The sequence below is a fragment of the Pseudoalteromonas phenolica genome, assembly GCF_005886345.1.
Taxonomy (GTDB): Bacteria; Pseudomonadota; Gammaproteobacteria; order Enterobacterales; family Alteromonadaceae; genus Pseudoalteromonas; species Pseudoalteromonas phenolica_A.
Genome location: NZ_PNEC01000004.1, coordinates 136,502 through 162,250 on the forward strand (window position 1 = coordinate 136,502; position 25,749 = coordinate 162,250).

Sequence of the window (25,749 nt, forward strand, 5' to 3'; positions counted from 1 at the left end):
ATTTCAGTTTTTGAGTAATATCAAAGAATATTTAATTCCATCGTGTTCTTTATATCAAGCGTATTAAAGTCTTGCGTCATTATTGCGGTGAGTGGTTTCTCTTGTCACTATATCTATATACATAGTTTTTAAGCTCCATTTTTTAAGGAACGTAATGCATCTATTTATGGTTTATTTGGGAGGCCGAATAGCGGGCTGTCATATTGAAATGCACGATATACGCTTTGTGATAGGTGAAAATATAGAAGCGTGTTTTGATAAATTAAAAGCACAGTGGGTTGGTGACAAAAGCAAAGTGCATATGGACAGTTATGTGGCTGTAAAATATGTCGATGGCTATGAAATTACACTCAATGAAACGCCGTCATTACAAAGAGAAAAGTTATTCTTTGTGAATATGGGCGCGTATCGAGCAGATAGTTTAGCCGAGCAACATGAGTTTATGTTGTGTGTGGCATTAAACCCTGAAGAGGCAAAGCAAAAAGCGAAATCTAAGTTATTGCAGGGTATGTCGCACCGACATAAAGATGACGTGTATGATGTGGATGATTGTTTTGCGGTCGATTTATTCGATACGGGTTACAATATTCATCTTACCCCAAGCGAGCAAACCCAACAGCTCGTGCCTGACTGGTTTGGCTATCACGTTTTATAAATATCGAAATACGAGCAAGCGATTCCAAGTTAGTCGTCTTGCTCTTTTTCTTCAGCTTTAAAGGCCATTTTGATGGCTATGATAACAACCGCAAACATCACAAAGGGCAGTGCCGCTAAACTGTATTCAATGATGTGGCTATCTTGATAGTTGGGTTGCAAAATAAAATGACCGCCAACACAAAGCAAAATGCTGATAAAAAGCAGTGGCAGCATTATTAGTTCTTTTTTCTTTGAATGTTTCTTCATATCTACTCTTTAATTTCTATTCTATTGCTTTGCGCTATTTGGCTATTGTGCAAGTAATTAAAAAAGCCGCTTTGATCTTAAACATAAAGATTAAATAACCTGAGCTCTGGATAATAAATCTATCTCCAGCGGTTACTTTCAACGTTAACTGCGTTGAATTTACTTGCAATAGACCAGCTATTGACGCGCAAATACGCCTTGCCTATATGGATGTAGGTATCTTGGCGATAGCAGGACGCGTGAGCGGTGTTATCGCTAAAAGTCTCCGGCTGCAGATTTAAAAAATCACTTATCATTGCAATATCAATGCGTTAGTAAATCTCTTAACCAAAGCTCAGGTTAAATAAAAAGCGATAATTACCTGCGGTATTTAAGCTGTGCACATATTAGCATTGACTCTGAAATGAATAAATTTAACTTGTGCAAAAAACTGGCTCTGATATAACCAAAGAGGTATTCATTGGGGGAGTTATGAACAAAAAGTTGGTTGTGGTAAAGCTGGGAACAAGTGTGTTAACAGCAGGCAAGTTGCACCTAAATAAACCAAGAATGGTTGATATTGTGCGGCAGTGTATTGAGCTAAGAGAAAACGGCTATAAAGTGGTTATGGTATCGAGCGGTGCCGTTGCCGCTGGGCGCGGTCAACTTCCCACACCCATAGGTAACTCAGTCAGTGAAAAGCAAATGCTCGCTGCAATTGGTCAAGGCCAACTTATTCATCAGTGGCAATCGCTGTTTGCTCTATATGATGTGTCCGTTGCGCAAATGCTATTAACGCGCGCCGATGTTGAACACAGAGAACGATACCTGACCGCGAAAGATACCTTAACGCAGATTTTAAAGCATGATGTTATTCCTATTTTTAATGAAAATGATGCAGTGGCAACGGCAGAAATAAAAGTCGGAGATAACGATAATTTATCAGCGTTGGTGGCGATATTAGCCAATGCCGACAAGCTTATTTTACTCACCGACCAAGTTGGGTTATTTACCGCAGATCCGCGCTCTAACCCAGATGCCGAGTTGATCACACAAATCAGTGAAATTGACGATAACGTAAAATCTTTAGCAGGTGACTCTGGTACCTCACTCGGTACTGGTGGTATGGCGACAAAGTTACAAGCCGCGCAAATTGCGCAGCGTGCAGGTATTGAGACCATTATTGCAAAAGGCTCGGAGACGAATATCTTAGTCGATGTGCTAAATGGCGAAGCGCCAAGCACACGAGTATTAAAGTTCGATGCTCCACTTGAGGGCCGCAAAAAATGGCTACTCAGTGGTCCAAAATCCACCGGTACGATTATTTGTGATTTAGGGGCGGTAGAGGCATTAACGTGCCAAGGGGCAAGTTTATTAGCTAGGGGAATTACCTCAATAAAAGGTGATTTTACGCGAGGCGATTTAGTCTCTATAAGCGATGACCATGGCAAGGTGTTCGCAAAAGGGTTAAGTGCGTTCGATAGCCAAGAGCTTGAGAAGATTAAAGGGCTGCACAGTCAAGATATTGCAGAGCAATTGGGTTTTGCACTGTCTAATGTTGTGATCCATAGGGATGATTTAGTGATTTTATAATTTTTTTGGTGTTTCGACTAAGGCAATCTACACTCATAAAAACACTTAATTAAATATTTACATGCAAATATCAAACTGTGGATATGGATTAGTTAAACAACTCGTTTCTCAGAAAAAAGAAGTGCACTTAAAGCAATGCTTCAAATCGATTCTGCAAGATCTACTTTGCGATAGATTTGATGCTTATTTTTTTAGTAAAAAATGTTGCCATGTAAAAGCCCAAATTGAGTTCGAGTTTACTGTCCATGCATCTGGAGTTCTGCAATTAGAAGAAAGTAACACATCATTAAATCTATTTAAAAGCGCTCTCCAAGAGCTGCCAGAGCATATCAAGCTATTGAAGCATCCTTCTAGAGTCTTTTTTTTCGCAAAAACTGACATTCAACCACTTGGTGGGTTAATCGTTGTCAATAAAGTAAATAATACAGATTCCATAGCCTTATCAGACAACGAGGAAGGGCTGATACTTCATTTGCTTGAAGTATACTTTTTGCAATTAAAACTTTTGCACAGCAGTGCTGTAGACCCTTTATCCCAATTACTTAATCGACAAAGTTTTGAACAACAGCTCACCGGTATTATTCAGAGTGAAAGCTATCTTCAAACTAAAAAAGTTAGGTCGGAAAGTCGCTGGTTTTTGGCTATGTTGGATATCGATCACTTTAAAAAAGTGAATGACAATTTTGGGCATGTAATTGGAGATGAAGTGATTGTGTTGGTTTCACAATTACTCAAATCTCATTTTCGCTTTGATGATTTACTTTTCCGTTATGGTGGCGAAGAGTTCGCTATTCTTTTTTCAACTGAGAGTGCAGAACTAGCTTGGAAGTTGTTAGATAGAGCTAGGGAGTTAGTAGCTAATACTCGATTCCCTCAAGTCAATCATGTCACTATGAGCGTTGGTTTTATTCAGGTCAGTGCAGATTTTCAGTTATCTGAATTAGTAGATAATGCTGACAAAGCACTGTATTTTTCAAAGGATAATGGTCGAAATCAAGTGACCAATTATCAGCAGCTTAACATAGAGCCACACGTCATAAGTGACTGCGATATCGAATTGTTTTAATTTATGATACACTCCGTTAGGTTTTTAAGCGTTGGAGTAATTATGAAATTCGTTCGTTGGTGTTTAGGCCGTATCATTCTTCTTTTAAACTTTATTTTCACGCCTAGAAGTAAAAAACGTGAAGCACAAGCACAGCAACAGCTTGATGCAAAAACTGAGAACTTTAAGCTTTATCAATTTGAAGCTTGTCCTTTCTGCGTAAAAGTACGCCGTGCCATTAAACGCGAAGGTTTAAAAGTTGAAACTCGTGATGCAAAGAATAATGCAACTTATCGTCAAGAGCTATCTGAGCAAGGCGGGAAAGTTAAAGTGCCATGTTTACGTATCGAAGAGCAAGGTAAAGTCACTTGGATGTATGAATCAAGTGACATAGTTTCGTTTTTACAAGGCTTAGATAAAGCAGCTTAAAAAACTCAAAATACTAGGTAACTTTTTGTCGAATAATGGCGGGTGTGCTAGCATACCCGCCATTATTTTATTGTCTAATCAATTAAGAGAAACCACATGACTATCCGTACTCGTGTAGCTCCATCACCAACCGGTGATCCGCACTTAGGCACAGCTTATATTGCCCTTTTCAATTACTGTTTTGCTAAACAACAAGGCGGTGAATTTGTTCTTCGTATTGAAGATACTGACCAAGTACGTAGCACGCCAGAATCCGAACAAGCTATCTCGGATAGCCTACGTTGGTTAGGTCTTAACTGGGATCATGGACCGGATGTGGGCGGTGAGTTTGGTCCATACCGTCAGTCGGAGCGTAGCGATTTATACAAGCAATTTGCGCAGCAGCTTGTTGATGATGGTAAAGCGTTTTATTGTTTCGCAACAGCCGAAGAGCTTGACGAAATGCGTGAACAGCAAATGGCTGAGGGCCTTCGTCCTAAGTACGACGGTCGCGGTCTGTTATTAAGCGATGACGAGATCAAAGCAAACCTTGAAGCAGGTAAACCTTACGTTATCCGTATGAAGATCCCGGCTGAAGGTAGCTTTAAGTTCAACGACTACTTGCGTGGCGAGATTGAGATCCCGTGGGAAAATGTAGACATGCAAGTGCTACTTAAAGCCGATGGTTTCCCAACCTATTTCTTAGCGAACGTTGTTGACGATCATCACATGCAGATCAGTCACATTTTCCGTGGTGAAGAGTGGATTAACTCAGCACCTAAGCTATTAAAGCTATATGAAGATTTTGGTTGGGAAGCGCCAGTGCTAGGTCACCTACCACTACTTCGTAACCCAGACAAATCTAAGCTGTCAAAGCGTAAGAATCCGACGTCGATTAACTACTATAAAGAAATGGGTTTCTTACCAGAAGCATTGCTTAACTATTTAGGTCGCATGGGCTGGTCAATGCCTGATGAACGTGAAAAGTTCACATTGGCTGAAATGATCGAACACTTTGACATGAAGCGTGTATCGCTTGGTGGTCCAATTTTCGATATCGACAAACTAAACTGGTTAAACGGCCTTTGGATCCGCGAAAGCTTATCAGATGAAGAACTGATTCAGCGCTTTGTTGATTGGAAGTTTAACGGCGATACATTATCTCGCATTTTACCTCAAGCTAAAACGCGTATTAACAAGCTGTCAGACTTAGTTGACCTAGCAGGTCACTTTGTGGGTGGCATTCCAGAATATGATCCTGCGTTATTAACTGCGGGTAAAGCTGATGAAGAAGTTGTACGTCAGGCACTTCAATTCTTTATTTGGGAATTAGAAACGCTACGTAGCTGGACAAAAGATGAGATCTTCGCAATTGCAAAAGCAGTAGCAACGCACCACGAATTGAAGATAAAAGATTTCTTAGAGCCAATCTTTGTTGCTATCACAGGTAAAACGTCTTCAACGTCGGTTGTAGATGCAATGGAGATCTTAGGTTCAGACCTATCTCGTGCACGTTTACGTGTGGCACTTGAGCACATTGGTGTATCTAAGAAGCAAGCTAAGAAGTTAGAAAAAGCTTATCGCGACTACCCAAAAGCGTAGGCTAATATATTGATTTTAAGCTATTTAAAAGCCACTTTGTATCAAAGTGGCTTTTTTATTGGTGCTTTTTTGTCAATTTCACAACAGATACGACCTCTCTAACATTTTATTCTGCTACTATAGCCCGTCCTTAAAGTTGTGGAACTAGATGTATGTTAACGCCTTACTACCAACAAGATGCTGAATTTGTCACGATCACACGTGAGCAGGGTAGCCAATTCGCTAAAAAAGTAGCAGATGACTTTAACCCATTACATGATGCTGATGCGAAGAAGTTTTGTGTGCCAGGTGATTTATTATTTTCATTGGTATTATCGCGCTATGGTGTAAGTGAGAACATGAACTTCAAATTTGAAGGCATGGTTGATGAAACGTCACAACTTAAATTCCCTGAAGCGGCAGATGAGTTTGCTGTAACATCAAATGAGAAAGTGATGTTATCAGTTAAACGTGATGGTGAAACAAGCCAATGCCCAACTTTAATTGAAAGCTTAACTAAAAATTACGTGGCTTTCTCGGGCACAACTTTCCCGCATATGATAGTGCCTGTGATGGGTGAAAAAGAGGTGATGATCAATCCTGCACGCCCTATGGTAATTTACGAGTCAATGGCGATCCATTTTGATGATATCAATGTAAAGTCGGTTGAGTTAGAAACAGATACACCTGAATTCCAATACGAAGGTAAGCGTGGCAAAATCATTCTTAAATTTAACTTCATCAGTGAAGGTAAAAAAGTCGGTCGTGGCGAAAAGCACATGCTAGTATCTGGCATTAAAGCCTATGACCAACAGGCAATCGATGACTTGATTGCTTATTACAATGAGCGTAAAGCAACGCTTTAAAGTAATAATATAATAAACAATATCACCACAAAGCGCGCCTCAGGCGCGTTTTTGTTATACTGCGCTCAATTTAATTTATCGCAGCGGTTTCTATGTCTTTCTCTTCTTTTTCTTTGGCACCAGCCATTTATTCTGCACTTGAAATACTCGGGTTCGAAAAACCAACTGATATTCAATCGCAGACTATTCCACTTGCACTCACAGGCAAAGACATCATCGCGACTGCACAGACTGGTACAGGTAAAACGGCGGCGTTTATGTTACCGATCCTGAATAACTTGTTGTGCGATGACACACAGCTTGGTCAAGTTAGGGCACTGGTTTTGGCGCCAACGCGAGAGCTTGCGCAACAAGTCGCTGAGAATACTCAGCAATATGCAGCCAATACTGATTTAAAAGTGGTGTGTCTGTATGGGGGTGCAAATATTGGCCCTCAAGAGAAACGATTGAAGGCAGGCATTGATATTGTTGTTGCAACCCCAGGGCGTTTACTCGATCACTTAATTAAAGGTACTTTGTCACTTAATCAACTTCAGCATTTGGTTTTTGATGAAGCAGATAGAATGTTAGATATGGGTTTTATTGGTGAGATAAAACGTATTATGCGCCATGCGCCAGACTCACGACAAACCATGCTGTTTTCTGCAACCTTAGATGAAAGTGTTGAGAAGCTGGCTAGCCGTTGGTTATCAGATCCTAAGCGTGTAGGCATAGAGAAGCAAAACACCACCGTTGAGGCGATTGAGCAAACTTTTTATGCCATTGATGAAGAGAAGAAAGCTGCTGTCATTGCCTATTTAATTGGTAAGAATAATTGGCAGCAAGTGTTGGTGTTTACTCGCACTAAAGCGCAAGCTGACAGCCTTGTTAAAGAACTAATCAAAGATGGTTTGCCGAGCAGTGCAATTCATGGCGATAAATCACAAGGCGCTCGAGATAAAGGGTTAACTCAGTTTAAAGAGGGTAAGGTACGTGTGCTTGTGGCCACTGATGTTGCAGCGCGTGGTATAGACATCAGCACATTAGATTACGTGATTAACGCTCAGCTACCTTATGTGGCAGAAGATTATATTCACCGAATTGGTCGTACAGGACGAGCAGGGCGCTCGGGTAAGGCTATTAGCTTAGTCAGCCAAGATGAGCAGTGGCTACTTGAAGAACTTGAAGTGTTATTAGATGAGCGATTAACCCCACAATGGCTAAGTGGTTTTGAACCTGACTTGACCCGAGAGGTCAAAGATAACCGTAAGAATACCAATAAAGCACGCAAAGACAGAGATAAAAAACGAGTGCTTGGTCAGCGCCAACGTAGAAGAAGGTAGCCTAACGAAGTAAAACAGGAGTTTTTATGAATGTACTGATTATAATTGGCAGTTTAATTGTCAGCTTATTGATTTTGATCCCACTACTAGAGCGTTATCAAGAGAGCTTAGGGCTACACAAGATGCAAAAGTATAGTAAATATATTTTGCCTTTAGTGATGGTGTCTTTGGTGATTAAACTGCTTTATATGCTTTGGCATGGTAGTTAACCTGAACTTTGCTTAGTTAAAGCTAATCACAATAAAACAGCTACAAAAAAGCCCGCAGTTTAGAACTAGCGGGCTTTTTATATTCTGCAGGCTTACTCTGAGCGTTGCTTGATGAAGTCTTGCATGAACATCATCGCATCGGTGTAGTAATCGTCTAATCTGTCTCTAAAACTAATTAGCTCATCAATATTTAATTCGCGGTCTTTACATGCCTGCTCGAATTGAATCGCGATTTCGGCCACTTGCATAGCACCCACGGTCTTTGAAATCGACTTGAGCTGGTGGCAGTCTGAGATGATCTTGTCTTGTTCGCGCGTCATGACATTGGCAAAAATATCACGGATCAACTCACTACTTTGTTCGAGGTACATTCTAAAGAAGCGCAGCTTTTTTGCTTCATCGTGATTGACGTATTTATCAAACATATCAATATCGACTACAGAGAGTGTTGATATATCGACTTGCGGCTCTTCACTACTTTCTTCAGCAGGTAAATCACTTTCGGTAGAAGCCTCAACTTCACTAAATTCTGGCTCTATAGGTTTTACTTCACTAGGGGTATCAACTTCTACTATATCTTCAACAAGCACTTTAATTTCAGGTGCAGTGTCTACTTGAGTGCTTGTTGGGTTAAGCGCATCTTGCGAAGTCCCCTCCGGCGCCAAACCAAAACTTGGTGTTGGAATAGTATCATCAGAAGCCTGTGTTGTAGGTGTTGCTTCCCAAGTTGATTCTAATGAAATGCTACTTAAAGAGCCGGTTAAAGCGTTTGCCTGAGAAGGAGTTGCAGATTCAACCTGTTCAGTTTCTTCAAGTTCTTCAGTTAAAGTATCTGTTATCGCAGTTTCTGTTTTATCTTCAGAAGAGGCTGAAGCAGTGTCATCAATATCATTGAGATTTTGCCAATCAATATTTTCTTGGCTGCCTACTTCAATACTATTGATATCGACTTCATGCTCAAACTCTTCAACAGGTGTGCTGTTGGCATCATCTTTCCACTCTAAATCACTGTCACTCTCAGCAAATTGGCTAAGGTCTAAAGTCTCTTCAGATGGAGAGTGTGAAGTAGGTGTAGATGATGTTTCTTCTTGCCATTCCAAATTATCGGCTTCCTGAGACTGTAATGATAAATCAAGATCATAATTACCTTCATGAGTAGTTGTAGATCTTGTCGCTTCTACTTCAGGCTCTTGCCACGACAAATGATCATTACCTGTTTCGGTTAAAGCATCGATATCTATAGTATGGACATCTTCTTCTATCACAGCTTGTTGTTTAGGTACTGCTTCTGTCCAATTCAGGTCAGAGTCAAAAGCTGAATTTACATCAGGTATCTCAGTTTTGGGGTCATCAAGAGGCGTATCAGATACATCTTCAAATTGCTCGCTCTCACTCTGTGTTTGTTGAGAGGTAGAAGTAGAAAGTTCGTCTGATACTTCTTTTTTATTATCAATAGGTAGAGTTGAATCATCATCGCTAGCTTCCTGCGAAGCTGACATTTGTATGTGCTTTTCAGGCTGCCATTTAGCTAATGTGGCTTCCAGTACATTTAATTCGATTGGTTTGGTAATATAGTCGTTCATACCGGTTGCAATACAACGCTCTTTTTCACCTTTTAAGGCATTTGCTGTTACTGCAATAATATAAGGCTGGGCCTTGATATCATCGCTCTTTTCAGCCTCTTCGCGTATTGCTTTCACCATGTCATAACCAGACATTTTTGGCATGTGTAGGTCAGTCAAAATGATTGGGTAGTGGTTTTTCTTCCACATCGCTAACCCTTCTTCACCGTTTTCGGCGACTTCTACACCATAACCAAGTAAGTGAAGTTGGTCTGTTAAAACCTGCTGATTTAGCACATTATCTTCAGCAAGAAGCACCAGTTTATTCTCGGCACGGGCTTTATCAACATTTAAGAAGTTATTAAATGTCTTGGCTTGTTTGAGCTGTTTTGGTTTATGTAAGCCTGCGGCCACCATTATAGAAGTCATAAAGCTGCTTTTGCATAATGGCGCTGCATTCAAATAGAAAATATTACTATGGTTAAGCGCAGATTCGTCCATTGTACTTAGAACAATGACTTGTTGTTTGTTTTGCTCTAGATAGTAGAGCAAAGCACGTAATTGATCATTGACAGGTGCCATGCCATCAAGACCGTCGAGCACCCAAATCAAATTGGCTGTGTGTTGAAACTCTTCAGCTTCATCAATGCTGTCTATGGCGTAGGTGTTTGCCCCCATAAATGAAAGGTAGCGGCATAAAATTGCTTTTCGTGCAGAATCATTCGTTAAAACCACGACCGGCTTTTGGGCCATAACGGCTTTGTTGGCATACTCAACCTTGCCGTCGGTACTAAATGGCAGCTCTACTACAAACTCACTGCCCATACCAAGGTCACTGGTGACATTAATTGAACCAAGCATTAGCTCAATTAAGCTCTTACAAATTGATAGACCTAATCCAGTACCACCATATTCTCGAGTAATCGAGTTTTCGGCTTGAATAAATGGGTTAAATATTTCTCTTAATTGCAATTGCGTCATACCTTTACCATTATCGGTAACGGAGAAACGCAATGTGTAATGTTCAGAGGTGTTTTGCGCCACTTCAACGGATACTTTCACAAAACCTTGGCGGTTTTCATCTGTGGTTGTGAATTTAATGGCGTTGCTACATAAATTGTACAAAACCTGACGCACACGAATGTTATCACCAACAAGGTTTTTAGGGATGTCAGGTGCAATAGAAAGCTGTAGGTTAAGCTTGCGCTTTTTAGCAACAGAAGAAAGTACACGTGCAACTTCTTCAATGGTATCTGTCACAGAAAAAGCGGTGTTATCTATTTGTAGTTTGCCGGCTTCAATTTTAGAGAAGTCTAGAATATCGTCCAAAATACCCAGCAAAGAGAAAGCTGAATCACGAATGATGGTACTGAGGCGATGTTGTGCGCCATCTAAATCTGTTTGGCGTAACAAATCAATTGTACCAATAACACCATTCATCGGTGTTCTGATCTCATGACTCATAGTCGCTAAGAAAGTCGTTTTGGCTTCATTGGCACGTTCGGCGTTCATAGTCGCCTTTTCAAGTGCCAGTGTTCTAGCTTGTACTTCTGTTTCTAAGCTAGTTTGAAGCTGCTTGAGCTCTTTTTCAGAAGTTTGATTATTGTCTATCGAAGTCTGCACTTGTTGTAGTACATCATTAATAGATTGAGCTACTTCGTCAAAACCAAATCCTAAGTTGCTATCAATTAACCTTTTATAATCTTGCTCTTCTGTCACCTTTTTAAGTTCTGATTTTAGCTTTTGCTTGTCAGTCGCAAGCTGTTGAGCGAGGCGGCGCTGTGCAAAAAGTGCGAAACCAAATGCCATCAATAAAGCCAGTGCAAATAAACCATATGCGATATTGCTTGTGTTACTGCTGGTTTTTACTTTGTGCTGTATAACCAATTCGCCAACATATTGTCCATCAAGCTTTAAAGGTTGATGAACAGTGAGCGTGTTGCCAACTTTAAATTGCTTCACTTGTGAAATTGGTGCAATTGCTGTTTCGTTACTTTGGAAGATGAGAGCGGGCTCTGCCATACCCGTCATACTATATAAATAATATTGGGTATTAGGATCGGCCTCTGAAATACCAGCCAGTAACTTCTTAACCTGACTGAACCCTTGTTTCATAATAGTATTTGCAAGTGGTTCAGAAAGCTGTTGTGCTTGATTGGCAAAATCAATTTGTGGTGCTTGTTGTGATTTAGGAAGAAAGTAAGCGGCTGCAGCACAAATAGAGCCAACAGTTAATATACTTGTTAGCACCAGAGGTAAAAAGCCTGATAGTTTTATATTCTCAGAGTTTGACATTGATAAGGTCCGATTTAACTGCTCTAGAATTTGATTATTATTGGTTTATTAAGTACCCAATCGTAACATTGTCTTGTTATTAAAGCTCGCCGTTTTTAAGCATTTTCCATTCAACCTTTAAGCATGCTTATCTCTTTTTAGTGACGTACTTTTGAGCAATTAAGACACTGTTTGTACAAACTTTACTATTGGTGGTTGAAAACTAAGCAAGCAAACGTTGCTTTTAAAAAAAGGGTTGACTTGAAGGGGCAAAACTCGTTTAATACGCCGCACGCCCAGATGGTTACCAAGATTAATCGTTTCGGTGATGTTTTTGCCCAGATAGCTCAGTCGGTAGAGCAGAGGATTGAAAATCCTCGTGTCGGTGGTTCGATTCCGCCTCTGGGCACCACTTATTTTTGGTGTTGCCGACTTAGCTCAGTTGGTAGAGCAACTGACTTGTAATCAGTAGGTCATCCGTTCGACTCGGATAGTCGGCACCATTTTCTCGCTAAGAAGTAAAACTAAGCTTAAATTCATTAAGAATTTACCCAGGTAGCTCGTTCGATAGAGCTTTCTGGAATAGCATTGAAAATCCATTAGGGTGTTTAGTGCAAAATAAATTTTGCCCAGATAGCTCAGTCGGTAGAGCAGAGGATTGAAAATCCTCGTGTCGGTGGTTCGATTCCGCCTCTGGGCACCACTATTTTTGGTGTTGCCGACTTAGCTCAGTTGGTAGAGCAACTGACTTGTAATCAGTAGGTCATCCGTTCGACTCGGATAGTCGGCACCATTTCTTATGCTAGGAATTAAAACTAAGCAAGTCGCCCAGATAGCTCAGTCGGTAGAGCAGAGGATTGAAAATCCTCGTGTCGGTGGTTCGATTCCGCCTCTGGGCACCACTTATTTTCGGTGTTGCCGACTTAGCTCAGTTGGTAGAGCAACTGACTTGTAATCAGTAGGTCATCCGTTCGACTCGGATAGTCGGCACCATTTTCTCGCTTAGAAGTAAAACTAAGCTTAAATTCATTAAGAATTTGCCCAGATAGCTCAGTCGGTAGAGCAGAGGATTGAAAATCCTCGTGTCGGTGGTTCGATTCCGCCTCTGGGCACCACTTTCCCTTAGCCTCCAGCTAGATTTTAAATTACCCTTTTCCTACAAAAACACTATTTCCCTATAAAATTTTATTTTCGTCGCGAATGACGGAGACGATTTTGCGAACGCCAGAAAGCAAAAACTGTGTTGAAACACATTATAAGTCTGGCGACTTATGTTTCAAACGCAGCTTCAATTAATACTTCTACTTATTGATATTAGTTATTTTAGCCTTAGGCATCTCTTGTTTTTAGCGTTTAACCTAAAAGTTACTTTGTTTAGATGAGGCAAAAGAAAGAACAATGGAAACTCCAGTTATAAATAAATCAGAGCTGAAGAAAGTAACTTAGTATTGATTTTGAGAACTCCTATACATCTGATGAGTTAAAATTCAGTATTTACTTAGAGATATAGATAAGCTCCCCAAATGGCACTAACGAAAAAAGAACGGTCGTTGAAAATGAAATTAAGTCATATGAATAGCAATACTGCAGCCCACCTTTACATGTTCTAAGTCTAAATTTATTGTAAGTCTTTGATTTTTGTTCTGAATGTGTATATTGACCTTGGTTGAACACTTATATAGGAGGGAATATGTTCAAACACTTAGGCTTCTTTGCCTCAATTTTTATCTTATCTTTCAATTTACACGCATTCACACTAATCGAAAATATTACTGTGACGGATCAAAAAATAACTGTGCCAATTAATGGTTATATAGAGCCAGTCGTTTTTCACTCTATTCCATCACTTAATGACAGCGATGCGGGTGTTATTTCAATTTCAAATGTGACTGACTCAAGCTTTGATGTTCAATTCAAGGAGTGGCCTTATTTAGACGGCTTTCATGATGAAGAGACTGTTTCTTTTTTAGTGGTAGAAAAAGGAAGGCATGTTTTAAATGATGGAAGTATCTGGGAAGTCGGAAAGTTTGATACTAAGAATGGTACTCAGCAACAGTTTTTTCAAGAAAGTTTCGACCACTCTCCAGCAGTAATTTTGACTGGGCAAACCCAAAACGACCCCGATGCTTACTCGCTTCGAGTTTCAAGTAGTACAAGTTTAACTTTTGGGGTTTCGTTAAACGAGCAAGAGGCGGGAAATAGTCATGCATCAGAAACTATTGGTTATCTTGCAGTTTATAGTAAAACTAGAAGTGGCAATATAGACACTGGGGAAGCATATAATTTTATTCAACAAGCTATAAACCAAGACGGGCTTCAGACTGTTAATGGTAAGATTTTTGTCCAAGAAGAGCAGTCAAAAGACAGTGAAACGAGTCACTTACTAGAAGTAATAAATATTCTCACTATAAAAAATAATTTATTTGGTCAGGATATTTCACACTATGGTAAAGATACGATGGCGCTGAGGCTGGACAAAGGTGCTCATTATAAAATTGAGGCAGGAGAAACGACGGGGCAACTTGGGAACATAGCTTTAATTGGTACAAATGGCCTGAATGAATCTTCATATACTGCAAGTAATACATATTATGCGGATAGCCCTTCAGGAGCATTTGATGGATACAATAACTCGGTCAAGATAAACAATGATAGCGCTTCAAGAATTAAACGTGGTATCTGGCTTACTACTTATGCGCAAGATCATTGGCTTCAAGTTGAGTTTTCAAAACAAGCATACATTGATTCGTTTAGAGTGCTTTTATATTCAGCTGCGTCAGATCCAGGTATGGGTGTGAGAAATGTAACATTGCAAGTATCTAATGATAACAGCTTATTCATTGATCATGAGTCATTCACTCTTGATAAGAGTCTTGATCAGACTATTTACTTAACTGAGCCAGCTATTGGTAAATATATAAGACTAAAAATTGAGACAACTCAAGGGCATAGTTACCGTGTAATAGGTGAGCTAGAATACTTTGGTGGTTTTGTAACAGAAGGAAATACAGATCCAGACTTACCAATAGAACCAGCCCCAATAAATGTTAAAACTTGCGAGTCTATAAGATTAAATAATTCGGCTGCAGTTTCAGGGTTTTATTTGATTGATCCAGACGGTGATGGTGGTAATCCAGAGTTTGAAGCATATTGTGAGATGACTTTAAATGGCGGTGGTTGGACTCTGGTTGCACATCACGAAGATGCACTAGAAGACATTAAAATTACTACTCCAGTTACACTAAATCAAACTGGTGTATTACCTATTGAAGAGTGGGGTGCAGTTCGTAAAAGTATGACTGTCGGTATGATGTTTATGGATGAATACTCAAACATATCACAAATTAGCAAAGCTAAGCTTATTAATGGTAACTGTGTTTCTTTAAATAATTCTGAAGACCTGAGCCAACCAGTTGTACCTTACGACATTGGTGTACTATGGCAAAATGAAGGAACTGGATGCAGCCTCTCCGGTTTGGATTATTCCTTCATCAGCATAAGTACAAAATCTTCAAGTCGAGGAGACGGTTATTTGACGATTGGCGCATCTTTATATCAACATAATGTAAAATTCGATCAATGGCCATATAATAATGGGGTTTATAGTGGCGCAGAACAAAACACCTTATTTTACTTTGTAAAATAAGTTGGGTGATAATTAGGCCGCGCTACATGTGGCCTAATTTTTGGAGAAGTAAGCCTACTATTTCATTATATAACCAGAAATGGAATTTGGTCACCCGATTTGAGAGCTAAGGTTGCATCTGACTGTATTAATACCTCACAGGCTAGTGAGTTATTGGGCCACATGAATACTTCAACAACGAAAAGAGTGTACAGAAGAGGATACTCAATTGTTGACCCTTTATCGCCAAGTGAACCAAGCACTAAAAAACAAAGCATTGAAAAGTAGTGTCAAAAAAGGCATTATCTTTCAGTGAAGACTTTTCGATTATCTAGAATATTCTAACTTATTAAAAATCATAGAGTTTCTAGGTTTTATTTACTAACTGATTTAACCCAGACGAAAATAATAGGAAAATTCGGATTGGTTTTGTTAGGAAAATCAGTAGTTTAAGATTCTGTAGGCTGTGGATTGAAAATCCTCGTGTCGGTGGTTCGATTCCGCCTCTGGGCACCATCATTGAAAAGCCTCGCAATAGCGAGGCTTTTTCATTTCTAGCAAATAAACCTCAGTCAACTCAAAATCATAGATGAAAGTATGCTTTTTGGGCACTTATAACGTGGCGCTGATCTGAATCAAGTGACATTCTCATTAAAATAAAATTTCTATTTTTTTGCTTGTGAAATCCAATTTTGCCCTCAATACTGTAGTTGAGGTAAACAAAAAAAGGATACCCTATGAAAATAAATCTTTCTGGTCATCACGTAGATGTAACCGACGCAGTAAAACAGCATGTCCAAGAAAAGTTTGCCAAAATCGCAACGCATTTTCCTTCATTGATAGCCTTAGACATCATCATTAGCAAAGAGCACAACCAGTTTTATACTGAAATTAGTACTAACTATGAAGGTGCACGCGTAGCGGTAAAAGGAGAAGGTGAAGTTATGTATCCGGCAATTGCAAACGCCGCGAAAAAACTAGATGCATCCTTAAAACATAGAAAAGGCCAATTAAAAGCAGATAGGCATGAAAAACCAGTGAGTACCACTCCACCTATCGCCCACGAAATTATTCAAGAGATGAACTTAAGCCAATAAGTTTATTGTAAATATAACGAAACAAGCCCGATTTATCGGGCTTGTTTCGTTTATGCCTAATGTCTTTTCTTAAAATTGAACGATTTAATCGAAAGAGCTGGTTTAGAGTTTAGATTTTTGTATTGAAATAATATTGTTAGTTACGAATATCGACTGGTGTTTTGGCGCTTTAACTTCGGATATATTGTGAAAAAAATTATGGTCTTTATTTAGTGCTTGATTATCAAATCTTATTAGAAAAAACATGCCAGCATGTTGAGCCTTTCTCTCATCAAGGTGAAGTTGCGACCTATATTCCTGCGCTGGCCGAGCAAGAAAAAGGTCAATTTGCTATTGCGCTACAAACCACTGATGGCAAAGTATTTTCGGCTGGAGATGTCAGCAATAAATTTACAGTGCAATCGGTGTCAAAGGCACTCACGTTAACTATGGCATTGCAACGTTATGGTGATGATTTGTGGCAACGTGTTGGTAAAGAGCCATCTGGAACCGCTTTTAATTCATTGACTCAGCTTGAGTTCGAGCAAGGTAAACCAAGAAACCCCTTTATTAATGCTGGTGCTATCGTTACAGCCGATGCACTTTTCTCTCGTTTGAGCGCCCCTATTCATGCTGTACTAGAGAAGTTTCGAGCTCAGTCAGGTAACAGTAATGTTGTGATCAATCGTACTGTGGCTAACTCTGAATATCAGCATAGGTATCGCAATGCTGCTATGGCTTATTTAATGAAGTCCTTTGGTAACTTTGATAATGACGTCGAAAAAGTGCTTTGGAGTTACTTTAATTACTGCGCCATAGAGGTGAATGTAATTGAGCTTGCTAAGACGTTTTCTTATTTAAGTAATAAGGGGTTTTGCTTGCAAAGTGGTGAGCAAGTGTTATCGGCAAAACAAACGAAACAACTCAATTCGTTATTATTTACCAGTGGCCTTTATGACGCAGCCGGCGACTTTGCTTATCGCGTTGGCATGCCTGGAAAATCAGGTGTCTCGGGTACTATTATTGCTGTATTGCCGGGGCAATTTACTGCAGCGGTCTGGTCTCCAGGTTTAGACAGTTATGGTAACTCGGTTGCTGGAATTGCCGCATTAGAATACCTTGCTGAGCATATTAACCATTAAAATTTACTAAATAATTAGTATGCAATCATAAATACAATGAAGCCGACTGATTAGTCGGCTTCATAAATTTTACTTGTTTTAGTGCTAATTAGATTATTGTTCCCAGTACGCCTGTTCTAATGAATCTTCGCGTTCTGGTAATCCTCTCGATAAACGAGGAGAGTGCTGTACTAAAACTTCATAACTTGCACGGTTTGCATACTTACTGATCTGAGCTAGTGATGAGTAAGTAATCGCGGTGTGCTCGTGCTTGGCTGAATTTGGCACATTCATTTTATGGTATTCGTTGGCTGATAAATCGTGTAATACCGCAGCTAATGCGCAGTCACCCGCACCGTTGGTATTTTTAATTGAATCAGGGCCACCCATATAAGGTGCTGTATGTGCATAAACTTTAATCGGGTTAACACATGCATCTTTGCGCATCGATCGCGAAAATTCATACTGGTTAAATTCAGCGATTGCACCAGGTAGCAGCGGGTATTCTGTTTCACGTTTGAATTCATCATCAACGTAACCTGCCATTACTAGGCCTTTAGGGCCTGCGGTACAGATAACAAGATCAACCCAATCAAGCGCTTTGTCTGCTGCCAATAGCGGATCGCTGAAGCCTGTGATTGCTTCACCTTCTTCTTCGTTCATCGCTAAGATATCGACATGTTTTTCAACAAACTCAGCCCACCATTTAGGATCTTGTTCAATTAAAAACTTGGTACCAAGTGATAAAACAACCGGAACGTTGGCTTCATTGGCGTACTTAACCGCTTGAATTGTTGCCTCCGTCATCGTTTCATCACCAGATGTACGCATTAGGTAGGCACTAATCACCAGTGCTGAAGCATTTGCAATAAGCTGCTCTGGAATTGACTCAGGCTTTAAGTGATTCATTAAGCCAGGGCTGATCGCAAAAGTACGTTCACCTGTATCGTCAATTAATGTGAAGCAGCGACCAATAGGGCCGTCAACTGGTTGCAAATAATCCAGATCGACTCGGCTAGAGGTATTGCATAAAAACTTGTATGCGTAGCTACCAATTTTTATGTTTTCACTCATTACACCAAGCAATACTGAGCGATCGTCGGCTAACACCGAGTAATTGTGCATGGTATTACCTATGGTACCACCTGCAAATTCATAATCGATCATATTTTCGCGTTTAAGACGGTCATATAACGCGTTCGTCACCTCACTTTCGATGACTTGTGACATACCTCGTTGCAGGCCAAATTCATCAAGAAATGCTTGATCAACTTTGGCTTCGATATCGACAACTATTTGGTCTATGCCGCAAATGTAACTGCGTTTTAACCTATCTTCACTACTGATTTGATCTAGTAGTGGGTCTTTATCTTCCACAGGAAAATAATGTTTATGCCTGCGGCGTCCCGGAAATTTCATGTGTTACCCGTGTGTGTGTATACCCAAACTAACTCAAGATACGTGGCTCAGCGAGAATTGATTGGCTTTCAGGCAAGGCATCGATTTGAAGATCTAGTGGACTAAACCGAAAATCGACAACGCAGTAGGAAAGCCAATCAAGCTCGCCTTCGGAGCGCGTCTTCAGTCCCATTTCTTCGTCAAAGAACTTGGAAAGGACCAGTCATTACGCTGCGTCCTTTTCCTCGAACTGAAACAGAACGCCACGCTCTGAGTCATTTATCTTGAGATTGTTCGGGTATAATAGCTCAAGAAATAAAAAAAGCGGCGAATTATAGCCTAAATGCGGGAGCTTGAGCCATGCCAAATCGACAAATATCGCAATTAAATGTGGTATATTTGCGCTTAAACTTCCTAAATAGTAGCAGTAACAGACACTAATGACAGAAATCGAGCAAGATCAATACTGGATGCAAAAGGCGCTAGAATATGCTGACAAAGCTGAGCAGCAGAATGAGATTCCAGTTGGGGCTGTGTTGGTTAAGAACGGAGAGCTAGTAAGTGCGGGTTGGAATCAATCAATTTGTAACCATGACCCATCAGCTCATGCCGAGATGATGGCCGTTCGAGAAGCTGGTAAGAAAATCGAGAATTATCGTCTTATAGATTGCACTTTATATGTCACCCTAGAGCCTTGTCCTATGTGCGCAGGTTTACTCGTTCATAGTCGAATTAAACGCTTAGTGTATGGCGCAGCTGATGCAAAAACAGGTTCTGCAGGGTCTATAATGAATATCGTCAGAGAGCCTAAATTAAATCATCAGTTAGAAGTGACTTCAGGCGTAATGGCCGAGCAGTGTGCCGAGAAGTTGTCGGCGTTTTTTCGTCGCCGTAGAAAAGAGATTAAAGAAGCGAAAAGGTTAGCAAAACAAGCAGCTCAAGATGACTGAGCTGCAGTTTCTTCTTTGTTAGCTATTTCATCCATTTGCATAATGGCGAATGCTTTTCTTCGACTAAGCACTTTTTTGTGCGAGTTTTTTGTCATAACACGTCTGCGATTTGGAGAAGTTTGCGCTGTGTTACGCTTAAATTGGTGAGTACGACGTCTTTTAAGCATCGGCACCTCCTAATTGTGAGAGATTAAACTATACCAGTAAAAATTTGGTATTTACGACTGGAAGAATTACAGGGAATGATTGCAAATATGTGACAAATAGACCGATTGGGTCATTTTATTTACTTTCGGAAGCGAGCGCGCCATTTTCGTCTAACCAAACCAGCGCATCATAATATCGGCGGATGTTATCAACGTATTGAACAGCTACATCCCCGCGTGCATATCCATATCGTGTTTTCCGATAGTAGCGCTTTTTAATCAACAGTGGTAGTCGTTTTTTTACATCGGCCCAGCGGCTGGGATCGCCACCTTGTTGCTCTGTAATTTTCCGCGCGTCATTCACATGCCCCCAACCCACATTATATGACGCCATCGCGAACCAAACATTGTCAGGGTACTTTACGGACTTGGGGACACGTTTGATCAGTTTGCGAAGATAAATAGCACCCCCTTTAATATTTTGCTCAGGTTTAAGGCGGTTTTTTACACCCACTTGTTTCGCCGTTGGTTGCGTAAGCATCATGATACCACGTACCCCAGTTGGTGATTTCGCACGCGGCTTCCACATTGACTCCTGATAGCTTAAAGCTGCAAGTAATCGCCAATCTAGTTTGTTTTTTTCAGAGTACTTTTCAAACCATGCTTTGTATTTGGGCAGTACCTTTTTGGTCGCTTCGACAAAGGCGAGGGTGTTTACATAGTTAAATGTTTCCACATGACCAAAGTACTTTTCTTCAAGCTCTGCTAATTTTCCATTCTGATTTACTTTGTCAAAGAAAGGCATCAGTAGTGCGTAAAGTGAGTCATCGGAGTCTTTGCGCATTATCCAACTGATTGAGTCTTGTTTTGTGACCGAAAAAGCAATACTAACTTCTGGGTGGTAGCGGCGAAAAAGGGCAAGAGAGTGCGAGTCAGCAATCGTGTAGCTGATTTTTTCGTCAATGATGTTTTGTAGTAACTCTTCTTCATCCACATCATCAACAACGTGTATTTCTATATTAGGATATATTTTTTTCGCTTCATGTAAGCTAATTAAGTGATTAGACCCTGCTAAAACTGTGATAGGGCCTTCAAGCTCAGCAAAGCTTCTAGGTCGCCTTGGACCCTGTTTATAAACTAGCTTTTGACTGATAGCCCGGTAGCTTGGGCCAAAGCGATAATGCTCGCCACGTTGTGGGTGGTAACTGAGTCCGGCGGCAATAAAATCTAAATCACCATTGTCTAAGCGTTGAAAAAGTTCAGGTAGGCTGTAAAACGGCACGATATTGAGTTTGACGCTAAGAGAGTCTGCAAACGCTTGCGTTAACTCATATTCAAACCCTTGCTCGCCTTGCTGTGCCTGATAAAAATTAGCAGGTCCTGCCAGAGTACCTACTTTTAATTCACGCTTTTGTTGCACGCGCTCAAGCTGTGTCATAGGCGGTTTATCACATCCGACTAAAACCCACATAAAAATGATGAGTGTAAGCAATGGTTTTAACTGCATGAAGACCAAGCGTGAGATTATTAATAAAACTAAACTATCAAAGTTCTGAGTAGATGCAAAATGAGAAATCTAACACTATGAAGTAAAAGTGTTTTTTAGCTCTATTAAAGAACCTAACACGATTTTTGGCAGTTTTATAATTTTACAGTTAAAACTAGCCATGAATTCGACTATAATAGCGGCCCTAAATATCGTTCAATCCTTAACCCCCGGATGAAATTACCTATGTTGATTTTACGTGGTGCGCCAGCACTTTCTGATTTCAAAGTACAAAAAATCCTTAAAACTTGCGCTGATTCGAACTTACCAGTAACAGGTATTTACGCTGAGTTTATGCATTTTGCAGACTTAACTGCAGAGCTAAGTGACTCTGAATTAGACAAGCTAAATAAATTGCTTAAGTACGGCCCAACTATTGCCGAACACGAGCCTCAAGGTGCACTTATTCTAGTGACACCGCGTATTGGTACCATTTCTCCGTGGGCATCAAAAGCAACAGACATCGCTAACAACTGTGGCCTAGACAAGGTTCACCGTGTTGAGCGTGGTATTGCTTACTATGTTGAGGGTGAGCTAAGCGCTGAGCAACTAAATGACGTTGCTAAGCTAGTACACGACCGTATGACAGAGTCTGTGCACAACAGTCTTGAAGATGCAGGTCAGTTATTCCGCGTTGATGAGCCGCGTCCAATGTCATCTGTAGACATTCTTGACGGTGGCCGCGAAGCACTTGCTACTGCAAACGTAGAGCAAGGTTTTGCACTCGCGGATGACGAAATTGACTACTTAGTTGAGAACTTCACTAAACTAGGTCGTAACCCGAACGACATCGAGCTATTTATGTTCGCACAGGCGAACTCAGAGCACTGTCGTCACAAAATTTTCAACGCTGATTGGACAATCGACGGTGAAGCGCAGCCTAAATCGCTGTTTAAAATGATTAAGAATACTTACGAAACGCACCCAGAAAACGTACTGTCTGCTTATAAAGATAACGCAGCGGTAATGAAGGGTTCTAAAGCGGGTCGTTTCTTCCCAAATAAAGAAGGCGAGTACAGCTACAATCAAGAAAACATTGAAATCTTGATGAAGGTTGAAACCCACAACCACCCAACGGCGATTGCTCCATTCTCTGGTGCATCGACTGGTTCTGGTGGTGAAATTCGTGACGAAGGCGCAACCGGTCGTGGTTCTAAGCCAAAAGCAGGTCTAGTTGGCTTCACTGTATCTAACCTTCGCATTCCTGGCTTTGAACAGCCATGGGAAACAAACTTCGGCAAGCCTGGTCGTATCGTTGATGCGCTAGACATCATGATCGATGGCCCACTAGGTGGCGCGGCGTTCAACAACGAATTTGGTCGTCCTAACCTACTTGGTTACTTCCGTACTTACGAAGAAAAAGTTAACAGCCATAATGGCGAAGAAGTACGTGGTTACCACAAGCCAATTATGCTTGCAGGTGGTCTTGGTAACATCCGTACTGAGCACGTGCAAAAGGGTGAAATCCCAGTAGGCGCTAAGCTAATCGCACTAGGTGGCCCCGCGATGAACATTGGTCTGGGTGGTGGTGCTGCATCATCAATGGCTTCTGGTCAGTCAAACGAAGACTTAGACTTTGCTTCTGTACAGCGTGAAAACCCAGAGATGGAACGTCGTTGTCAGGAAGTTATCGACAAATGTTGGCAGCTAGGCGATGAAAACCCAATCGCGTTTATCCACGATGTGGGCGCGGGTGGTCTTTCAAACGCATTCCCTGAGCTAGTAGACGACGGTGGCCGTGGTGGTAAATTCCAACTACGTAACATCCCGAACGATGAGCCGGGCATGGCACCACACGAAATTTGGTGTAATGAATCACAAGAGCGTTACGTACTTGCAGTAGCGGCAGAAGACTTCGCACGTTTTGAAGAAATCTGTAAGCGTGAGCGCGCACAATACGCTGTAATCGGTGAAGCAACAGAAGAGCGTCACCTAACCGTTGCCGATAGCCACTTTGATAACAACCCAGTTGATCTTCCACTTGAAGTACTACTTGGTAAAGCACCTAAGATGCATCGTGATGTTGAGTCAAAGCAAGTTGAAGGTGAAGCACTTAAAACAGATAGCATTGACGTACTCGATGCTGCTAAGCGTTTACTTCGTCTACCAACTATTGCTGAAAAAACATTCCTTATCACCATTGGTGACCGTACGGTAACAGGCCTAGTGGCACGTGACCAAATGGTTGGCCCTTGGCAAGTACCAGTAGCAAACTGTGCTGTAACAGCAGCTGCGTTTGACACTTACCACGGTGAAGCTATGTCAATGGGTGAACGTACACCTGCGGCACTTCTAAACTACGGTGCATCAGCACGTTTAGCAGTAGCAGAAGCGTTAACTAACATTGCTGGCGCAAACATTGGTGGTCTTGAGAACATCAAGCTATCTGCAAACTGGATGGCTGCAGCGGGTCACCCAGGTGAAGACGCAGGTCTTTACGAAGCAGTTAAAGCAGTAGGTGAAGAGTTATGTCCTGCACTTGGTCTGACTATCCCAGTTGGTAAAGACTCAATGTCAATGAAGACAACATGGCAAGACGACGGTGAAGACAAAGCGGTTACAGCACCACTTTCTCTAGTTATCACTGCATTTGGCCGTGTAGAAGACATTCGCAAAACAGTTACACCTCAGCTTCGCACTGATAAAGGTGACTCAAGCCTTATCTTAGTTGATTTAGGTGCAGGTCAAAACCGCATGGGTGCATCAAGCCTTGCACAGGTTTACAAGCAGCTTGGTGACAAGACGCCTGACGTTGATAGCCCAGAGCTATTAAAAGGTTTCTACAACGCAATGCAAGCGCTTGTAGCTGACGAGAAGCTACTTGCTTACCATGACCGTTCAGACGGTGGTTTATTCACAACTGTCGCTGAAATGGCATTTGCTGGTCGCACAGGTGTGACTGTAAACCTTGATAGCCTAACAGGTTCAGACATCGAAGCGCTTTATAACGAAGAGCTAGGTGCAGTAATTCAGGTTCGCAACGACGACCTTGCAGCTGTTGAAGCTGTGTTAGCTGATAACGGTCTTACAGCAATCAGCCACACTATCGGTGCATTAAACACTGAAGACAAAGTTATCTTCAACCGTGGTGGTGAAGCAGTGCTTGCCAATACTCGTACTGAATTACGTACTATTTGGGCTGAAACGACTTATAAGATGCAAGCACTTCGTGATAACCCTGAGTGTGCTAAGCAAGAGTTTGATGCGAAATTTGACGAAAAAGATCCAGGTCTTAACGTAAAACTAAGCTTCGACCTAAACGAAGACGTAGCGGCACCTTACATTGCAACAGGTGCTAAGCCTAAGATGGCTATCCTACGTGAGCAAGGTGTTAACTCACACGTTGAAATGGCAGCAGCATTTAACCGTGCAGGCTTTGCAGCAGTAGACGTACACATGAGTGACATCCTTGAAGGTCGCCTAACGCTAGAAGAGTTTAAAGGCCTTGTAGCATGTGGTGGTTTCTCTTACGGTGACGTACTAGGTGCAGGTGAAGGTTGGGCTAAGTCAATCCTATTCAATGACATGGCACGCGATCAGTTCCAAACCTTCTTTGAGCGTCAAGACACGTTCAGCTTAGGTGTGTGTAACGGTTGTCAGATGTTATCAACATTGAAAGAGCTTATCCCAGGTACTGAACACTGGCCACGTTTTGTAACTAACAAGTCAGAGCGTTTTGAAGCACGTTTCAGCCTTGTTGAAGTACAAGAAAGCCCGTCAGTATTCTTCCAAGGTATGGCTGGCTCTCGTATGCCAATCGCGGTATCTCACGGTGAAGGCCATGCAGAATTTGCAAACGATGCAGCAGTGAAAGCAGCACTAGAGTCTGGCACAGTTGCAGTTCAATATGTTGATAACTTTGGTAAGCCTACTACGCAATACCCGAACAACCCGAATGGTTCACCAGAAGGTATTACAGGTATTACATCAACGGATGGTCGTGCAACAGTAATGATGCCACACCCAGAGCGTGTATTCCGTGCAGTAGCTAACTCTTGGCACCCTGATGAGTGGAAAGAAGATAGCCCATGGATGCGTATGTTCCGTAATGCTAGAAAGAACATCGGCTAATACTTAGCTAAAAAGAAAAGGTCGCGAAAGTGGCCTTTTTTGTTAGTTGAGCAAGCTAACTATTGGCAGCGATA

At 41.2% G+C, this 25,749-nt stretch carries 18 protein-coding genes, 7 tRNA genes and 1 pseudogene; 20 read left to right on the forward strand and 6 right to left on the reverse strand.

All coding sequences use genetic code 11. From position 1 onward, the window contains the following. Window positions 1–154: 154 nt before the first annotated feature. Window positions 155–655 (forward strand): DUF1543 domain-containing protein, encoded by a 501-nt coding sequence (locus CWB72_RS02730; RefSeq protein ID WP_138629082.1) that lies wholly within the window; start codon window positions 155–157, stop codon window positions 653–655. 29 nt (window positions 656–684) lie between these two features. On the opposite strand, the gene CWB72_RS02735 is transcribed toward CWB72_RS02730, so the two are convergent. Then, window positions 685–903: a hypothetical protein gene (locus tag CWB72_RS02735; protein WP_130255866.1), complete on the reverse strand. Its 219-nt coding sequence runs from the start codon at window positions 901–903 to the stop codon at window positions 685–687. A 471-nt stretch (window positions 904–1,374) separates the two neighbouring features. On the opposite strand from CWB72_RS02735, the gene proB reads away from it, so the two are divergent. From proB to CWB72_RS02770, 7 genes are all read left to right on the forward strand, one after another. Further along, window positions 1,375–2,475 (forward strand): glutamate 5-kinase, encoded by a 1,101-nt coding sequence (proB, locus tag CWB72_RS02740; protein ID WP_138629084.1) that lies wholly within the window; start codon window positions 1,375–1,377, stop codon window positions 2,473–2,475. Between the two features lie 61 nt (window positions 2,476–2,536). Further along, window positions 2,537–3,541, forward strand: a complete 1,005-nt coding sequence (locus tag CWB72_RS02745) for a GGDEF domain-containing protein (RefSeq protein WP_138629086.1) — start codon at window positions 2,537–2,539, stop codon at window positions 3,539–3,541. A gap of 42 nt (window positions 3,542–3,583) precedes the next feature. Beyond that, on the forward strand, window positions 3,584–3,949 hold the full coding sequence (locus CWB72_RS02750) for a glutaredoxin family protein (RefSeq protein WP_138629088.1): 366 nt from the start codon (window positions 3,584–3,586) through the stop codon (window positions 3,947–3,949). Between the two features lie 96 nt (window positions 3,950–4,045). Further along, the gene (gene gltX, locus CWB72_RS02755; RefSeq protein ID WP_138629090.1) at window positions 4,046–5,530 is read left to right on the forward strand and encodes a glutamate--tRNA ligase; all 1,485 of its coding nucleotides are present in this window, start codon (window positions 4,046–4,048) and stop codon (window positions 5,528–5,530) included. A gap of 152 nt (window positions 5,531–5,682) precedes the next feature. Beyond that, the gene (locus CWB72_RS02760) at window positions 5,683–6,375 is read left to right on the forward strand and encodes a DUF3581 family protein (RefSeq protein ID WP_130256999.1); all 693 of its coding nucleotides are present in this window, start codon (window positions 5,683–5,685) and stop codon (window positions 6,373–6,375) included. A 92-nt stretch (window positions 6,376–6,467) separates the two neighbouring features. Further along, window positions 6,468–7,697, forward strand: a complete 1,230-nt coding sequence (locus CWB72_RS02765; protein ID WP_138629092.1) for a DEAD/DEAH box helicase — start codon at window positions 6,468–6,470, stop codon at window positions 7,695–7,697. Between the two features lie 26 nt (window positions 7,698–7,723). Then, on the forward strand, window positions 7,724–7,906 hold the full coding sequence (locus CWB72_RS02770; protein WP_138629094.1) for a hypothetical protein: 183 nt from the start codon (window positions 7,724–7,726) through the stop codon (window positions 7,904–7,906). A gap of 92 nt (window positions 7,907–7,998) precedes the next feature. On the opposite strand, the gene CWB72_RS21195 is transcribed toward CWB72_RS02770, so the two are convergent. Then, window positions 7,999–8,331 carry an Hpt domain-containing protein gene (locus tag CWB72_RS21195; protein WP_436409841.1) on the reverse strand — a complete coding sequence of 111 codons (333 nt, stop codon included), beginning with the start codon at window positions 8,329–8,331 and terminating at the stop codon, window positions 7,999–8,001. Between the two features lie 930 nt (window positions 8,332–9,261). Beyond that, a pseudogene (locus CWB72_RS20830) lies at window positions 9,262–11,763 on the reverse strand (ATP-binding protein); the annotation flags it as partial. A gap of 315 nt (window positions 11,764–12,078) precedes the next feature. Between CWB72_RS20830 and CWB72_RS02780 the strand changes: the two are divergent. The 10 genes from CWB72_RS02780 to glsB all read left to right on the forward strand — a co-directional run bounded on the left by CWB72_RS02780 (window position 12,079) and on the right by glsB (window position 17,585). Beyond that, window positions 12,079–12,154, forward strand: a tRNA-Phe gene (locus CWB72_RS02780). A gap of 15 nt (window positions 12,155–12,169) precedes the next feature. Then, window positions 12,170–12,245: transfer RNA gene (locus CWB72_RS02785), tRNA-Thr, on the forward strand. Window positions 12,246–12,369: 124 nt separating this feature from the next. After that, window positions 12,370–12,445, forward strand: a tRNA-Phe gene (locus CWB72_RS02790). 14 nt (window positions 12,446–12,459) lie between these two features. Next, a tRNA-Thr gene (locus tag CWB72_RS02795) sits at window positions 12,460–12,535 on the forward strand. Window positions 12,536–12,568: 33 nt separating this feature from the next. Further along, window positions 12,569–12,644 (forward strand) — tRNA-Phe (locus tag CWB72_RS02800). Between the two features lie 15 nt (window positions 12,645–12,659). After that, window positions 12,660–12,735 (forward strand) — tRNA-Thr (locus CWB72_RS02805). Between the two features lie 46 nt (window positions 12,736–12,781). Beyond that, window positions 12,782–12,857: transfer RNA gene (locus CWB72_RS02810), tRNA-Phe, on the forward strand. Window positions 12,858–13,432: 575 nt separating this feature from the next. Next, window positions 13,433–15,388, forward strand: a complete 1,956-nt coding sequence (locus CWB72_RS20715) for a discoidin domain-containing protein (RefSeq protein WP_138629098.1) — start codon at window positions 13,433–13,435, stop codon at window positions 15,386–15,388. Between the two features lie 716 nt (window positions 15,389–16,104). Beyond that, entirely contained in the window at window positions 16,105–16,464 is a 360-nt protein-coding gene (hpf, locus tag CWB72_RS02820) for a ribosome hibernation-promoting factor, HPF/YfiA family (RefSeq protein ID WP_130255230.1), read from the forward strand. A 212-nt stretch (window positions 16,465–16,676) separates the two neighbouring features. Then, a complete protein-coding gene (glsB, locus tag CWB72_RS02825; RefSeq protein WP_138629100.1) occupies window positions 16,677–17,585 on the forward strand; it encodes a glutaminase B in 909 nt (302 codons plus the stop codon). A gap of 93 nt (window positions 17,586–17,678) precedes the next feature. On the opposite strand, the gene CWB72_RS02830 is transcribed toward glsB, so the two are convergent. Next, on the reverse strand, window positions 17,679–18,983 hold the full coding sequence (locus CWB72_RS02830; RefSeq protein ID WP_130255232.1) for an inosine/guanosine kinase: 1,305 nt from the start codon (window positions 18,981–18,983) through the stop codon (window positions 17,679–17,681). Window positions 18,984–19,402: 419 nt separating this feature from the next. Between CWB72_RS02830 and tadA the strand changes: the two genes are divergently transcribed. Beyond that, a complete protein-coding gene (tadA, locus tag CWB72_RS02835; RefSeq protein ID WP_130255233.1) occupies window positions 19,403–19,912 on the forward strand; it encodes a tRNA adenosine(34) deaminase TadA in 510 nt (169 codons plus the stop codon). Here the strand turns inward: tadA and CWB72_RS02840 are convergent. Both CWB72_RS02840 and mltF read right to left on the reverse strand, forming a co-directional pair. Continuing rightward, on the reverse strand, window positions 19,900–20,079 hold the full coding sequence (locus CWB72_RS02840) for a hypothetical protein (protein ID WP_138629102.1): 180 nt from the start codon (window positions 20,077–20,079) through the stop codon (window positions 19,900–19,902). The two genes, tadA and CWB72_RS02840, sit on opposite strands and share 13 nt — an antisense overlap. 115 nt (window positions 20,080–20,194) lie before the next feature. Then, a complete protein-coding gene (gene mltF, locus CWB72_RS02845) occupies window positions 20,195–21,565 on the reverse strand; it encodes a membrane-bound lytic murein transglycosylase MltF (RefSeq protein WP_138629104.1) in 1,371 nt (456 codons plus the stop codon). Window positions 21,566–21,790: 225 nt separating this feature from the next. Between mltF and purL the strand changes: the two genes are divergently transcribed. Beyond that, the gene (purL, locus tag CWB72_RS02850; protein ID WP_138629106.1) at window positions 21,791–25,675 is read left to right on the forward strand and encodes a phosphoribosylformylglycinamidine synthase; all 3,885 of its coding nucleotides are present in this window, start codon (window positions 21,791–21,793) and stop codon (window positions 25,673–25,675) included. The last annotated feature ends 74 nt before the right edge of the window (window positions 25,676–25,749 follow it).